Origin of the sequence: Mesorhizobium sp. BR1-1-15 (assembly GCF_020165475.1) — a bacterium.
In the GTDB taxonomy this organism is placed as follows: Bacteria; Pseudomonadota; Alphaproteobacteria; order Rhizobiales; family Rhizobiaceae; genus Mesorhizobium.
Genome location: NZ_JAIUIF010000005.1, coordinates 348,381 through 363,011, shown reverse-complemented (window position 1 = coordinate 363,011; position 14,631 = coordinate 348,381). Strand labels below are relative to the sequence as shown.

Sequence of the window (14,631 nt, the reverse complement as noted above, 5' to 3'; positions counted from 1 at the left end):
CGATCTCCCCCCTTGCGGGGGAGATGTCCGGCAGGACAGAGGGGGGTGCCTCGCGCAGACATTTCCTACCATGGCACGACCGTAATCTCCGGCCAGTAATCCCGCGCCCGCTGGCCCTTCGCCTCATGCGTCCGCTGATTGTCCATCGCTCGGTTCGGCGTGATGCGGAACGAGAAGACGTCGTCGAGACCGAACGGCGCCAGCAGTTCCAGTTGACAATCCGCGTCGTATCGCACCCCGACCGCATGTGTCTTCGACGCAAAAAACCGGACCGACTCGCTCGAACTCGTGTAGCGCGGACAGGGCCGCCCGAACTTCTGCGGGTACCACAAATGCACCCGCGCTTGGTTGCGCACCTCGACCGGCAGGGGCAGCCCCTGGAAATGCTTCGCCGCCCGGCGGATGACGGCGTCCTCGGCCTCGTAGGACAGGTCGCTATCGTCGAAATAGAACAGGTCGACATCCTTGATGCCATAACCCGACGGCTTCCCCGTCAGATGGTTCCAGACCGAGTTATAGAGCACGCCGGAGACCGCCAGCCAGTCCGGAAGATCGAGCGTGCGGGCACATACCAGCGCTTGGCGCACGAGCGCATCCGACAGCAGGATGTCGAGAAACGCAGCGCGTTGTGCTTCGAACGGGAGCCCGGAATAGTGCAAATGGTCCATCGCCCTTTGGAGGGCGATTCGCCGTGCTCCCGCAATCCCGGAAAGAGGCTATGCCCTGAGCACGCCTCCAGTCTGCTTGCCGACATTCTCGACGACGCGCCTGGCCAACGCCTCGAAATCCTCGTCGGTCAGCGTCTTCTCGACCGGCTGGATCGACACTTCGATGGCGATGGACTTCTTGCCCTCGCCGAGCGCCGCACCTTCGAAAACATCAAAGACCGAGACGCCGGTGACCAGCTTCTTGTCCGCGGCGAGCGCCGCGCGTACCAGCGTGCCGGCCTCGACCGCCTTGTCGACGACGAAGGCGAAGTCGCGCTTCACCGCCTGGAAGGCGGAGAGATCCAGCCTGGGCTTAGTTTTCGTCGGCTTTGCCTTGGGCTCGGGCACGGCATCGACATACACTTCGAAGCCGCAGAGCGGGCCGGAGACGTCGAGGCCTTCCAGCGTTTTTGGATGAAATTCACCGAACGTGCCGAGCACCGTCTTCGGTCCGAGCTTGATCGTTCCGGAACGACCAGGATGGTACCAGGACGGGCCGCCGGCCTCGATCTGCAGCCGCTCGACCGGCGCGCCGCAGGCTTCGAGTGCGGCGATGGCATCAGCCTTGGCGTCGAACACGCCGACCGGACCGGAATTGCCAGCCCAGTTGCGGCCGGAACCGTCGAGCTTGGCGGTGCCGCGCCGCACGCCGGCGGCAACGCGCCGTTGCTGGTCGGCGCCGTCGCCCTCATAGGTGCCGGAGACCTCGAACAACGCCACGTCGCCAATGCCCTTGTCGGCATTGCGCTGGGCGGCTGCGATCAGGCCGGGCAGCAGCGAGGGCCGCATGTCGGACATGTCGGCGGCGATCGGGTTGGCGAGCTTGAGCGAAGCCTGCCCGCCGCCGAATAGTTCGGCGTGCCTGGCGGGGATGAACGACCAGGTGACTGCCTCCATCATGCCGCGCACGGCCAGCGCCCGCTTGGCCGCGCGGGTGCGGATCTGCAGCGTCGTCAGGATCTTGCCGTTGACCGCGTCATGCGCGCCGAGCGGCTGCGAAGCGATGTTGTCGACGCCGTGGATGCGCATCACCTCCTCGACCAGGTCGGCCTTGCCGTCGACATCGGGACGCCAGGACGGCACGGCGATTTCGACGACATCGCCCGAACCCTCAGGCTTGAAGCCGAGGCGCGTGAGAATATCGAGGCTTTCCGCCGTCGGCACTTCTATGCCGGTCAGCCGCTTCACTTCCGACAGCGGGAAGGAGACGATCTTGGGCTGATGGCCGGCATAGCCGGCCACCTCGATTTCCGTCGGCGTGCCGCCGCAGAAATCAAGCACCAGCCGGGTCGCAAGCTCAACGCCCGGCACCATGAATTCGGGGTCGACCCCGCGCTCGAAACGATAGCGGGCATCGGTGATGATGCCGAGCGCGCGCCCGGTGCGGGCCGTGGTGATCGGGTCCCAGAGTGCGGATTCGATCAGCACGTCGGTCGTGTTCTCGTCGCAGCCGGAACGCTCGCCGCCCATGATGCCGGCGATCGATTCCACGCCATTGTCATCGGCGATGACGCACATCTCCGGCGTCAACGTGTATTCGCGGCCGTCGAGCGCCAGTACCTTTTCGCCATCCCTGGCGCGACGCACGACAAGATTGCCGGCGACCTTGCCGGCATCGAAGACATGCAGCGGCCTGCCACGATCGAAGGTGACGTAGTTGGTGATATCGACCAGCGCGCTGATGGGCCTCAGCCCAATGGCGATCAGCCGCTGCTGGAGCCATTTCGGGGACGGGCCGTTCTTGACGCCGCTGACCAGATTGAGCGCGAAGCCGGGGCAGAGTTCCGGCGCTTCGATCGTCACCTTGACGGGGCACATTCCATTGCCGACATGCGGCATGATCGCGCCGCCGACGAGGCGGCCGAGACCGCTCGCCGCGAGATCCCGGGCGATGCCGTAGACGCTGGTGGCATCAGGCCGGTTGGGCGTCAGATTGATCTCGATGACCGGATCGTCGAGATGCGCGTAAGCGGCGAAGCTGGTGCCGACCGGCGCATCTTCGGGCAGGTCGATGATGCCGTTGTGCTCGTCGGAAAGTTCCAGCTCGCGCTCGGAACACATCATGCCGTGGCTTTCGACGCCCCTGATCTTGCCAACCGTCAGCGTCACATCGATGCCGGGCACATAAGTGCCGGGCGCGGCGAAGGCGCCGATCATGCCCGCCCGCGCATTGGGTGCGCCACAGACGACCTGCACGGGCGGCTTGCCGTCGCCGGTGTCGACGGTCAGCACCCGCAGCCGGTCGGCGTCGGGATGCTGCACCGCCGTCAGCACCCTGGCGATGACGAAGGGCTTCAGGCTCGCCTTGTCGTCGACATGCTCGACCTCGAGGCCGATCGAGGTCAGCCGCTCGACGATCTCGCCGAGCGAGGCGTCGGTCTCGAGATGGTCCTTGAGCCAGGAGAGGGTGAATTTCATGATGCTGTTCCGTAATGTATCGCAGCAGGAATCGTCTTGACCGTCACGCGCTCAGGCCCCCGAACAAAGTCGGCATGTCGAGCGGCCGGAAGCCGTAATGCGACAGCCAGCGCACATCGGCATCGAAGAAGGCGCGCAGATCCGGCATGCCGTATTTCAGCATGGCGATGCGGTCGATGCCCATGCCCCAGGCAAAGCCCTGATATTCATCGGGATCGAGCCCGCCAGCGCGCAGAACGTTGGGGTGCACCATGCCGCAGCCAAGGATCTCCATCCAGTCGGAGCCTTCGCCGAAGCGCACCTCGCCTGGCCGCGAGCGGTCGCACTGGATATCGACCTCGAGGCTTGGCTCGGTGAACGGGAAGAAGGACGGCCGGAAGCGCATCTTGACCGACGGCACCTCGAAGAAGGCCTTGCAGAACTCTTCCAGCACCCACTTCATGTTGGCGACGTTGGCCGATTTGTCGATCACCAGCCCTTCGACCTGATGGAACATCGGCGAGTGGGTGGCGTCGGAATCCTGCCGGTAGGTCTTGCCCGGAATGACGATGCGGATCGGCGGCTTCTGCTTCTCCATGGTGCGGATCTGCACCGGCGAGGTGTGGGTGCGCAGAAGCTTGCGCTCGCCCTTCTCGTCCGGCTGGAAGAAGAAGGTGTCATGCATCTCGCGCGCCGGATGGCCTTCCGGGAAATTCAGCGCGGTGAAATTGTAATAGTCGGTCTCGATGTCGGGCCCTTCGGCGATGGCGAAGCCGAGATCGCCGAAGATCGCCGCGATCTCGTCGATGACCTGGCTGATCGGATGAATGCGGCCGCGCTCGGCCGGCGACTGCCGCACCGGCAGCGTCACGTCGACCTTCTCCGCGGCGAGGCGGGCAGTGATGGCAACATCCCTGAGTTCCGCCTTGCGCGCGGTGAGCGCATCGGTGACGCGGTTCTTGAGGCCGTTGATGGCGGGGCCTTTGACCTGGCGCTCCTCGGCGCTCATCGAGCCGAGCGTCTTCAGCATTTCCGAGATCGACCCCTTCTTGCCAAGGGCTGCCACGCGCACGGCTTCTATCGACGCTTCGTCGGACGCCGATGCGATGTCGGCGAGCAGCGAAGCTTCCAGGCTTTCAAGATTTCCAGCGGTGGCGTTCACGGCGAAACTCTCTCGATCGGGCAACCCACCATCACCGGGCGTGTCACCAATTTGGTTACATCAGGCATAAGAAAAACCCGCGCCAGCCGTGCCAGCGCGGGTTCCCCAAATCAGAATTTCGAATGCTTGGGAAGCGCTGGTCTTAGGCGACAGCGCTTTCAAAAGCATTCGGGGTGGTGTTCTTGAGGTACTCAAGAGCAACCTTGGCCTTGGCCACGAGCGCGGCGAAAGCCTGCGGCTCGTGGATGGCCATATCCGACAGGATCTTGCGATCGATCTCGATGCCAGCCTTGTTGAGGCCGTCGATGAAACGGCCATAGGTCAGGCCGTGCTCGTGCGTCGCGGCGTTGATGCGCTGGATCCACAGCGCGCGGAACGAGCGCTTGCGGTTCTTGCGGTCGCGATAGGCGTATTGCAGCGACTTTTCCACCGCCTGCTTGGCGATGCGGATGGTGTTCTTGCGGCGGCCGTAGAAGCCTTTCGCGGCTTTCAGGACCTTCTTGTGCTTGGCGTGCGAGGTGACGCCTCTTTTTACGCGTGCCATGTCATGATCTCCTTAAAAGCAATTCCAGGAAAAGTGCCTTGCGGTTTTCCGTTCGGAATTGCGTAAAACAAATTCGTGTTCGGCCGAATGCTCAGAGGCCGTTCGGCAGAAAATTCTTGATGACCTTCTTGCCGTCCGGTTCAGCCAGAACCATCGTGCCGCGGGCATTTCGAATGAACTTGTTGGAACGCTTGATCATGCCGTGACGCTTGCCGGCCGCAGCCGACAGGACTTTACCCGTACCGGTGATCTTGAACCGCTTTTTGGCGGCCGATTTGGTCTTCATCTTGGGCATTTTGCTACTCCGTATTGTGGCGCACCATCGCGCTTCTTGTTCGCTTCGGGCCGACCAAAGCCCGAAAAGCAAATGAAACCGCCACGGCATGCCCTGCCGGGCGGTTTTCTTGGAACGGCGGTCCTATACGTCAAAGCAGGCGACTGTGCAACACCCACCGCGCCGCGCGTTTCCCCGAACGCCGGGATGCGGCGCCCGGTCCTTCTTCAAGGGAGCGTAAACAACACCGGCAGCATACCCGACTGCTGGGCGCCGTCGATCAGTTCGAAGGCCGGCAGCGCGATGAGGAAGACCAGGCCGTCGAGAAGCGTGGTCAACAGCAGGCGCGGCTTGAAGCTGCCGGTGTCGCCTTCCTGGTAGAGGGAAAGCTTCGGAAAGAATCGCGGCACTCTTGCCAGATAGGCCTGATAGGGCTCGCCGAGCGTTTCCTTAAGGAATTTCTCCTCGCGCAGGATGACGATATGGAAGGCGCCCGCACACAGGACAGCGAACAGAATGATGCCGGAGAACGAGCCGATCTGCGCGCCGACGCCGGCCGCGGCCACAGTCGAGAACACATAGAGCGGGTTGCGGGTGATCGAATAAGGCCCGCCCGTCACAACTTCGGAAGATTTGCGCCCACCTATGTAGAGCGTCGACCAAAGGCGACCGCAGATACCTAGGAAAATCAGCAGCACGCCGAACATCTCGATCGTTTCATGCATCGCCGTATCAGGCGGAAAGCTCGATTGCCCGAACAGCAGGGCTGCGAACAGCACCACCACAAGCACGGCAAGCACCAGCCTGCGCGTGCGCTGGTAGCCACCCAGCCCGTATTTGAGTTTTTTGTCCAAGGGAGGAATCCGATCGTCGAGAGCTTAGCCGGCGACCGCAGCTATGGCCGAGAAATGGGCGTCCCGCCGATCGCCGGGACGCCCTGTAGCACAATTCAGGCGGAATTGGAGCGCGTCGGTCGCGCTAACCTTATCGTGATCTAGCGCGGCGCCAGCACCATCATCATCTGGCGGCCTTCGAGCTTCGGCTCCGCTTCCACCTTGGCGATGGTAGCCACTTCCTCACGCACCTTGTTCAGAAGCTGCATGCCGAGCTCCATATGCGCCATCTCGCGGCCACGGAAGCGCAATGTCAGCTTGACCTTGTCGCCTTCCTCGAAGAAGCGGCGCACCGCCTTCATCTTGGTCTCGTAGTCGTGGCTGTCGATGTTCGGGCGCATCTTGATCTCCTTGATCTCGATGACCTTCTGGTTCTTGCGCGCCTCGGCCGCCTTCTTCTGGTTGGCGTATTTCAACTTGCCGAGATCGAGGATTTTTACGACGGGCGGCTGCGCGTTGGGCGATATCTCGACGAGATCGAGCCCTGCCTCTTCGGCGAGCAGCAATGCGTCGTTGATGGAAACATCGCCACGGTTCTGGCCTTCGGCGTCGATAAGCTGGACCCGGGGAACCCGGATGTCACGATTGGAGCGCGGCCCATCCTTGGTCGGCGCCGCTGCTTTGAAAGGTCTGCGAATGGTCGTGGTCTCCTTGGCCGTTTCGTTCTGGATTTGCAGGTGTTGATATGTGGACGCGCCAATGTGGTGAGCGCGCGGGCGGAGTCAATAGCACAGCATTGACAGAAAATCACCTGATCGCTGCCTGCGGCAAACAAAGAAAGATCGCGAGCACTTTTCGCCACACCACTGGCTGTGTCACAAGACCCTGCGCCGAAAGTCGGCGTGAGGAAAAAGCCATGACTGCCCCTGTCTTTCTGGATGTCGACGGATCGAGCATCGCGGTGCGCCATGTTGCGGGCGCGACGCCTGGCGTCGTCTGGCTCGGCGGCTACAAGTCGGACATGCTGGGCACGAAGGCTGAAGCGCTTTCGGACTGGGCGGCAAAAGAAGGCCGCGCCTTCCTGCGCCATGACTATTCCGGACACGGCGAATCCGGCGGCGCCTTTGCCGACGGCACGATCTCGAAATGGCTTTCGCAAAGCCTGGCCGTGTTCCGGCATTTCACCAGCGGCAGCCAGATCCTGGTCGGCTCGTCGATGGGCGCCTGGATCGCCCTGCGCATGGTGCAGGAATTGCGCAAGGCAGGCGACGCAAGCGTCGTCGGTCTGGTGCTTCTAGCACCGGCGCCGGATTTTACCGCAGAACTGGTCGAACCGGTGCTGACCAAAGCGCAGAAGCGCGACCTTGCCAAAAAAGGCTTCTTCGAGGAGCCGTCGGACTATTCCACCGAGCCCTACATCTACACGCGCGCGCTGATCGAGGATGGGCGCGACAACCTGGTCATGACAGGCCCGCTCGACACGCACTGCCCCGTACACGTCTTGCAGGGCCTGGCCGATCGGGACGTGCCGTCGAGCCATGCGCTGAGGCTGGTCAGCCTGCTGCCGGCCGACGATGTCACGCTGTCGCTGATCCCGGACGGCGACCACCGGCTGTCGCGGCCGCAGGATCTCGACATGCTGGTGCGGGCGGTCGGCGACATGGCCGCGCGGGGCAAGTGACGATGCGCCTTTCCATCCCGATCTCAGCCTTCGTCGCGGCCATCGTCGGCTTCGGCGGCACGCTGGCCATCGTCATTGCCGCCGCCCACGCGGTCGAGGCCACGCAAATTCAGACCGCGAGTTGGGTGACCACGATCTGCCTGGCCATGGCGGTCGAAAGCCTGTGGCTGTCCTGGCGAACGAAAATGCCCATCATCACCGCATGGTCGACGCCGGGCCTGGCGCTGATGGCGGCGTCGAGCGGTTTTTCGATCGGCGAGGCCGTCGCCGCCTTCATCGTCACCGGCATTCTTTTGGTCGCCACCGGGCTGTTCCGGCCGCTGACGAAACTGATCTCGGGGATACCGCCCTCGGTCGCTTCAGGAATGCTGGCCGGCATTGTCGTCACCTTCGCGCTTAATGCGGTCAAAACTGTTCCCGCCGATCCCTGGCTGATCCTGCCGTTGATCGCCGCCTTCTTCGTCATCCGCCTGTTCAATCCGGCGCTGTCGGTGCTGGCAGTGCTGGTCGGCGGCGGTCTCGCCGCGTTTCTCACCGGCCGCGTCGGCGGTTTGCCCACTCCTGAACTGTCGACGCTCACTCTGATCGCGCCTGTGTTCACCGCCAAGGCGATAATCGGCCTGGCAGTACCGCTCTACCTGGTCACCATGGCTTCGCAGAACCTGTCGGGCCTCGCCGTGCTGCGCGCCGCCGGCTACCATCCGGAACCCGGTCCGCTGATCGGCATCACCGGCCTGTTTTCGCTGCTTTCGGCGCCGTTCGGCGGCTCGACCACCAATCTGGCGGCAATTTCGGCGGCTATCTGCACCGGGCCCGACGTTCATCCAGACCCAACGGAGCGCTGGAAGACAGGGCCGTTCTATGCCCTTGCCTATCTGATCTTCGCGATTTTCGGCGCCTCCCTGGTGGCGATCTTCGCCGTCCTGCCGCAGAGCCTGATCGTGCTGGTTGCGGGTCTTGCGCTGATGGCCTCGCTGGCCAACGCGCTGGCGATCGCGCTCAAGGACGAAAGCGAGCGCATGGCCGCCACCGTCACTTTTGTCGTCACCGCCTCCGGGCTGACCTTGTTCGGCGTCGGCGCCGCATTCTGGGGACTGATTGCCGGGCTGGTCGTGCTTTTTCTCGATATGCTCAAAAAGCGATAATCATTTCAGCAGCTTGTCCGGTTTTAGCCGACATTGTCTTGAATCGCCGTTTTTGCCTTCCCATTTCGATTCCACGCAGCCGGTCCTGGCTGTCTCCAACCGAAGGAATGGGAGAAAATGAACACATCCGCATTGATCCGCCCGGCCTGGACGCCGGCAACCATCGCGTTGATGGTGATCGGCTTCATGGTGTTCTGGCCGCTCGGCTTCGCCATGCTCGCCTACATCATCTGGGGCGACCGGCTCGAGGGCTTCAAGCGTGACGTCAACCGCGCGACCGACGGCATCTTCGCCGGCTGCCGCCGCGGTTCCGACAAAGCCGCGCGCTGGGGCCACGGCTCCGCCCGGACCGGCAACGTCGCGTTTGACGACTGGCGCGAAAAGGAGCTTGAACGCCTGGCCGAGGAACGCCGCAAGCTCGACGATATGTTGACCGAGTTCGACGACTACGCCCGCGAATTGCGTCGCGCCAAGGACCAGGACGAGTTCGATCGCTTCATGGCGAACCGCAACAAGTCGACCGCTCCGGCAAAGAGCGACCCGAGCACAGGCACGACCTCCACCAAGCGTGGCAAAGGCTCGAACCTGCTTGACGACTGAGGCCGAGCGACAGGCCCGATCGTGAAAAAACGGCGTCGCGCGAGCGGCGCCGTTTCTTTTTTGTTCTATTCGTTTTTCTCGAATCGCGTATCGTCCGGCCATGACCCTCGGATTCTTCCGCAATCTGACGAAGCCCAAGCCCACGCCTGTCGTGGAGCGAGAATACTGCGTTGCCGGCCGCACGCTGCCGCTCAAGATCGTCGAGAGCGCCAGGGCGCGGCGTCTGACGCTGCGCATCGATTCCGGCGGCCAGGGCCTGCGTATCACCGTGCCGCCGGGCCTGCGCCGCGGCGAGGTGGAGCGGTTCCTCGATCGTCATCAGGACTGGCTGGAGCAGCGGCTGGCCAAGGTGCCAACGCGGCCGCAGGTACGGCCCGGCATCAAGATCCCCATACGCGGCGTGCCGCACCGCATCGTGCATGAGCCGTCAAGGCGCGGCACCGTCACCGTGTCGCGCGACGAACGCGGCCCGCTGCTGATCGTGCATGGCGAGCGCATCCACCTGCCGCGCCGCATCGCCGATTTTTTGAAGCGCGAGGCCAAGAAGGAGATCGAGAAGCTGGTGGCCAGGCACACCGAGGCGCTTGGCAAGCGCGCCAAGGCGATCCGCTACAAGGACACGTCCAGCCGCTGGGGCTCGTGCACTTCCGAAGGCAATTTGTCCTTTTCCTGGCGCATCATGATGGCGCCGCCACCCGTCATCAACTACCTCGTCGCGCATGAAGTAGCGCATCTGAAAGAGATGAACCACGGCCCGAAATTCTGGAAATTGTGCGAAAAGCTCTGTCCCGACACCGACCGCTGCAAGGACTGGCTGAAGCGCAATGGCGGCGCCCTGCAGGCGATCGTTTTCGAGTAGCGCAATGAAGCGTCGTACGGCGCCAGAAAATAAGCTTTTCCGCGGTGATGCTTCACACCTCCGGTCCCGCCAGCGTCTACGTTCTTACTGGGCGCACGAACTCAATCGTCATTCGCGGCGTTGAGTTCTTCAGGCCGCAGCCCTTCTTCGCCATGATGCGGCCACGGTAAAAAATTCCGGTCGAAGGCGTCGGTGTCGAAGTAGTCGAGCGCCCGATGCGCCTCGGCGCCGTTGAAGGCGGCCTTGTCCATCAAATGCGCGATCACCTCGCGCGCCTGCGCGATCTTCTGCCTGAGTTCGGCAACGGTTCTGTCAGTCATGATGTTCTCCCGCCTTGCATGCTTTCCCATGATAGGTAGCGCCTTTGGCCCTGCCGGCAAACAACATGCTTTTTCTCGACTCTGCCTCGATTTCATGTCAATTCCCGCGCCATGGCACTCGACGTCAAAATCTGCGGCTTGAAGACCGACCAGGCAATGGCCGCGGCGCTGGCCGGCGGCGCCAGCCATGTCGGCTTCATTTTCTTTGCCAAGAGCCCGCGTTACATCGAACCGGCTGCAGCCGGGCGGTTGCGCGAAGCGGCGCGCGGCAAGGCTTTGGCGGTTGCCGTTACCGTCGACGCCAACGACACCTTCCTGGACGACATCATCGACAGCATGCGCCCGGACATGCTGCAGCTGCACGGCTCGGAAACGCCCGAACGGGTGGCCGAACTGAAAGCCCGCTATGACCTGCCGGTCATGAAGGCGCTGCCGCTCAGCGAAGCCGCCGATCTCGAGCGCATCAAACCGTTCGTCGGGGTCGCGGACCGGTTCCTGTTCGACGCCAAGCCGCCGAAGGGCTCCGAGTTGCCGGGCGGCAATGGCGTTGCGTTCGACTGGCGCATCCTGACCGGCCTTGACGCCGGGCTCGATTACATGCTTTCCGGTGGGCTCAACGCCGCCAATATCGGCGATGCCCTTCGGCTTGCCAGCCCGCCCGGAATTGATATTTCCTCCGGCGTGGAAAGCGCGCCGGGCATCAAGGATCCGGCGCTGATCGAGCAGTTTTTCCGGGCCGTCAAGGCAGCGCGAGACGACCGCGCCGCCTGACCGGCTCAAACCCGAGCATGTCCCGAAAGTGGAAAACGGCTTTCGACAGGACATGCTTAAGAAAATCGAGATGCCAGGAGATCGGCGATGAACAAGCCGGCGACACTCAATTCCTTCCGCACCGGACCCGACGAACAGGGCATGTTTGGCATTTTCGGCGGTCGTTTCGTGGCCGAAACGCTGATGCCGCTGATCCTCGACCTCGAACGGCACTGGAACGAGGTCAAGGACGATCCGGATTTCAGGGCCGAGCTCACCGATCTTTCGACCCATTATGCGGGGCGGCCGTCGAAGCTTTATTTCGCCGAAGGACTGACCAGGCATCTTCGTGAAGTTTCCTCGGCGAAGGGCCTCGGGGGCGGCGCAAAAGTCTATTTCAAGCGCGAGGACCTGAACCATACCGGTTCGCACAAGATCAACAATTGCCTCGGCCAGATCCTGCTGGCCAAGCGCATGGGCAAGACGCGTATCATCGCCGAGACCGGCGCCGGCCAGCATGGCGTGGCCTCAGCCACGGTCGCTGCCCGTTTCGGCTTTCCCTGCGTCGTCTACATGGGTGCCACCGACGTTGCCCGCCAAAGCCCCAACGTGTTCCGCATGAAACTGCTCGGCGCCGAAGTGCGGCCGGTGACCGCTGGCCACGGCACGCTGAAGGACGCCATGAACGAAGCCCTTCGTGATTGGGTGACCAATGTCGAGGACACTTATTACCTGATCGGCACCGCGGCCGGCCCGCACCCTTATCCGGAGCTGGTGCGCGACTTCCAGTCAGTGATCGGTTCGGAGGCGCGCGCGCAGATTCTCGAACAGGAGGGCCAGCTGCCCGACACCATCATCGCCGCCGTCGGCGGCGGTTCCAATGCCATCGGCCTGTTCCATCCGTTCCTCGACGACAAGGATGTCCGTATCATCGGCGTCGAGGCTGGGGGGCGTGGCCTCGACGGCATCGAGCACTGCGCCTCGATGAACGCCGGCGCGCCGGGCGTGCTGCATGGCAACCGCACTTATCTCCTGCAAAATGCCGACGGCCAGATCATGGACGGCCATTCGATCTCGGCCGGCCTCGATTATCCCGGCGTCGGCCCGGAGCATTCCTGGCTGCGCGATTCTGGCCGCGTCGAATATGTGCCGATCCTCGACGACGAGGCGCTGGAGGCCTTCAAGCTGACCACACGCGTCGAAGGCATCATCCCGGCGCTCGAATCGGCGCACGCTATCGCCCATGCGGTGAAGATCGTGCCCGCCATGGACAAGGACCAGATCGTCATCGTCAACCTGTCCGGCCGCGGCGACAAGGACGTGCATACGGTGGCTTCGATGCTGGGCATGGAGATCTGATCATGGTGACCCGCATCGATCGCCGCATGGCAAAGCTCAAGAACGAAGGCCGCCCGGCGCTCGTCACCTATTTCATGGGCGGCGACCCGGACTATCAGACCTCACTGTCGATCATGAAGGCGCTGCCAATGGCCGGCGCGGACATCATCGAACTCGGCATGCCGTTCTCCGATCCGATGGCCGATGGCCCGGCGATCCAGGCCGCGGGCTTGAGAGCACTGAGAGGCGGCCAGACGCTGGTCAAGACGCTCAAGATGGCGGCTGACTTCCGCACCGGCGACAATGAGACGCCGATCGTTCTGATGGGCTACTACAACCCGATCTACATCTACGGCGTCGACCGCTTTCTCAAGGACGCATTGGCCAGCGGCATCGACGGGCTGATCGTCGTCGACCTGCCGCCTGAGATGGACGAGGAGCTGTGCATCCCGGCGCTGAAAGCCGGCATCAACTTCATCCGGCTGGCGACGCCGACCACCGACGACAAGCGCCTGCCCAAGGTGCTGCAGAACACGTCCGGCTTCGTCTATTACGTGTCGATGACCGGCATCACCGGTTCCGCGCTGGCCGACACCGGCAAGGTGGCTGCGGCGGTCAAGCGCATCAAGGGCCATACCGATCTGCCGGTCTGCGTCGGCTTCGGCGTCAAGACCGCCGAACAGGCGCGCGTCATCGGCGCCAATGCCGACGGCGTCGTCGTCGGCACCGCGATCGTCAATGCGGTCGCCAATGTGCTGGGGCCGAAGGGCGAAAAGACCGCCGACCCGGCCGAGGCCGTCGCCACGCTGGTCAGCGGCCTCGCGCAGGGCGTGCGGTCGGCCCGCCTTGCTGCCGCCGAATAGTTTTCCTACCTCAGGTCTTGTGCACGTCGCCATCCCGGGCGGCATGCGCTGGATCGGTTTGCCGTTTCACGGAAACGCCGAACCGCTCTATCTTTTTGCTTTATCGCAATTCCGGTCGGAAAACCGGTTCACACTTTTCCTGGAATTGCTCTAACTCTTCGTCAGGACAGGAGCCGAAGCGATGAACTGGATCACCAACTACGTTCGCCCGAAGATCAATTCGATGCTCGGCCGGCGCACCGACATGCCCGAGAACCTGTGGATCAAGGATCCCGAGACCGGGGAGATGGTGTTCCACAAGGATCTGGAATCCAACCAGTTCGTCATCCCGTCTTCGGGCCATCACATGAAGATCTCGGCCAAGGAGCGGCTGAAATACTTCCTCGACGACGGCAAATACGAACAGCTCGAAAATCCCAAGGTCATGCTGGACCCGCTGAAATTCCGCGACGAGAAGCGCTACACCGACCGGTTGAAGGACGCCAAGGCCAAGACCGGCCTGGAAGATGCCATCGTCAACGCGCTGGGCACCGTAGAAGGCCTGCCGGTGGTGGTGACGGTGCAGGATTTTGCCTTCATGGGCGGTTCGCTCGGCATGGCCGCGGGCGACGCCATCGTTCATGCCTTCGAGGTGGCCGTGCAGCGCAAGCGGCCGCTGATCCTGTTTGCCGCTTCCGGCGGCGCGCGCATGCAGGAAGGCATCCTGTCGCTGATGCAATTGCCGCGCACCACGGTTGGCGTCGACCGGCTGAAGGAAGCCGGCCTTCCCTACATCGTCGTGCTGACCAATCCGACGACCGGCGGCGTCACTGCCTCCTACGCCATGCTGGGCGACGTGCATATAGCCGAGCCCGGCGCACTGATCGGCTTCGCCGGACCGCGCGTCATCGAGCAGACCATCCGGGAAAAACTGCCGGACGGCTTCCAGCGCTCCGAATATCTGATGGAGCACGGCATGGTCGACATGGTGGTGTCGCGACTGGAGATGCGCCGGACCATCGCGCGGCTCTTGAAGATGCTGCTCAAGATGCCGGAAGAGCACAAGCCCCTGGAGCCGGAAATCCTGCCGCCGGCGGTGGTCGCGACGGAAGCACGGCCGCAGGCCTGACGCGACACTCTTTGCCGCGAACCGCGATTGCGCGCGATCCATCGCGCGCT

General features: G+C 63.1%; 16 protein-coding genes. 8 read left to right on the top strand and 8 right to left on the bottom strand.

The window, feature by feature from the left end; genetic code table 11:
- Nucleotides 1–65: 65 nt before the first annotated feature.
- From LB541_RS12510 to infC, 7 genes are all read right to left on the bottom strand, one after another.
- Nucleotides 66–668, bottom strand: coding sequence for a nucleotidyltransferase family protein (locus LB541_RS12510; RefSeq protein ID WP_140685549.1), 603 nt, complete (start codon nucleotides 666–668; stop codon nucleotides 66–68).
- Nucleotides 669–716: 48 nt separating this feature from the next.
- Nucleotides 717–3,125 (bottom strand): phenylalanine--tRNA ligase subunit beta, encoded by a 2,409-nt coding sequence (gene pheT / locus LB541_RS12505; protein ID WP_140517764.1) that lies wholly within the window; start codon nucleotides 3,123–3,125, stop codon nucleotides 717–719.
- Nucleotides 3,126–3,168: 43 nt separating this feature from the next.
- The gene (gene pheS, locus LB541_RS12500; protein ID WP_140554550.1) at nucleotides 3,169–4,266 is read right to left on the bottom strand and encodes a phenylalanine--tRNA ligase subunit alpha; all 1,098 of its coding nucleotides are present in this window, start codon (nucleotides 4,264–4,266) and stop codon (nucleotides 3,169–3,171) included.
- A 142-nt stretch (nucleotides 4,267–4,408) separates the two neighbouring features.
- Nucleotides 4,409–4,810 (bottom strand): 50S ribosomal protein L20, encoded by a 402-nt coding sequence (rplT, locus tag LB541_RS12495; RefSeq protein ID WP_006201247.1) that lies wholly within the window; start codon nucleotides 4,808–4,810, stop codon nucleotides 4,409–4,411.
- Nucleotides 4,811–4,901: 91 nt separating this feature from the next.
- Nucleotides 4,902–5,105, bottom strand: a complete 204-nt coding sequence (gene rpmI, locus LB541_RS12490; protein WP_006201248.1) for a 50S ribosomal protein L35 — start codon at nucleotides 5,103–5,105, stop codon at nucleotides 4,902–4,904.
- Between the two features lie 206 nt (nucleotides 5,106–5,311).
- Entirely contained in the window at nucleotides 5,312–5,938 is a 627-nt protein-coding gene (locus tag LB541_RS12485) for a methyltransferase family protein (protein WP_140491138.1), read from the bottom strand.
- 140 nt (nucleotides 5,939–6,078) lie between these two features.
- Nucleotides 6,079–6,615, bottom strand: coding sequence for a translation initiation factor IF-3 (gene infC / locus LB541_RS12480; protein WP_140491142.1), 537 nt, complete (start codon nucleotides 6,613–6,615; stop codon nucleotides 6,079–6,081).
- A gap of 218 nt (nucleotides 6,616–6,833) precedes the next feature.
- Here infC and LB541_RS12475 point away from each other — a divergent pair, with 218 nt between their 5' ends.
- From LB541_RS12475 to LB541_RS12460, 4 genes are all read left to right on the top strand, one after another.
- Complete coding sequence (locus LB541_RS12475; protein ID WP_224618521.1) at nucleotides 6,834–7,598, top strand: alpha/beta hydrolase; 765 nt, start codon at nucleotides 6,834–6,836, stop codon at nucleotides 7,596–7,598.
- Nucleotides 7,599–7,600: 2 nt separating this feature from the next.
- The gene (locus tag LB541_RS12470) at nucleotides 7,601–8,743 is read left to right on the top strand and encodes a benzoate/H(+) symporter BenE family transporter (RefSeq protein ID WP_140554552.1); all 1,143 of its coding nucleotides are present in this window, start codon (nucleotides 7,601–7,603) and stop codon (nucleotides 8,741–8,743) included.
- 117 nt (nucleotides 8,744–8,860) lie between these two features.
- Nucleotides 8,861–9,343 carry a DUF2852 domain-containing protein gene (locus LB541_RS12465; RefSeq protein ID WP_140625497.1) on the top strand — a complete coding sequence of 161 codons (483 nt, stop codon included), beginning with the start codon at nucleotides 8,861–8,863 and terminating at the stop codon, nucleotides 9,341–9,343.
- A 100-nt stretch (nucleotides 9,344–9,443) separates the two neighbouring features.
- A complete protein-coding gene (locus LB541_RS12460) occupies nucleotides 9,444–10,202 on the top strand; it encodes a M48 family metallopeptidase (protein WP_140561794.1) in 759 nt (252 codons plus the stop codon).
- A 101-nt stretch (nucleotides 10,203–10,303) separates the two neighbouring features.
- On the opposite strand, the gene LB541_RS12455 is transcribed toward LB541_RS12460, so the two are convergent.
- The gene (locus LB541_RS12455; RefSeq protein WP_140662315.1) at nucleotides 10,304–10,522 is read right to left on the bottom strand and encodes a hypothetical protein; all 219 of its coding nucleotides are present in this window, start codon (nucleotides 10,520–10,522) and stop codon (nucleotides 10,304–10,306) included.
- A gap of 111 nt (nucleotides 10,523–10,633) precedes the next feature.
- Here LB541_RS12455 and LB541_RS12450 point away from each other — a divergent pair, with 111 nt between their 5' ends.
- The 4 genes from LB541_RS12450 (at nucleotide 10,634) to accD (ending at nucleotide 14,581) form a co-directional block, all read left to right on the top strand.
- Entirely contained in the window at nucleotides 10,634–11,293 is a 660-nt protein-coding gene (locus tag LB541_RS12450; protein ID WP_140491154.1) for a phosphoribosylanthranilate isomerase, read from the top strand.
- A gap of 87 nt (nucleotides 11,294–11,380) precedes the next feature.
- The gene (gene trpB, locus LB541_RS12445; protein WP_140662317.1) at nucleotides 11,381–12,631 is read left to right on the top strand and encodes a tryptophan synthase subunit beta; all 1,251 of its coding nucleotides are present in this window, start codon (nucleotides 11,381–11,383) and stop codon (nucleotides 12,629–12,631) included.
- Between the two features lie 2 nt (nucleotides 12,632–12,633).
- Complete coding sequence (gene trpA, locus LB541_RS12440) at nucleotides 12,634–13,473, top strand: tryptophan synthase subunit alpha (RefSeq protein WP_140554555.1); 840 nt, start codon at nucleotides 12,634–12,636, stop codon at nucleotides 13,471–13,473.
- Between the two features lie 181 nt (nucleotides 13,474–13,654).
- Nucleotides 13,655–14,581 (top strand): acetyl-CoA carboxylase, carboxyltransferase subunit beta, encoded by a 927-nt coding sequence (gene accD, locus LB541_RS12435; RefSeq protein WP_140491161.1) that lies wholly within the window; start codon nucleotides 13,655–13,657, stop codon nucleotides 14,579–14,581.
- Nucleotides 14,582–14,631 lie beyond the last annotated feature (50 nt).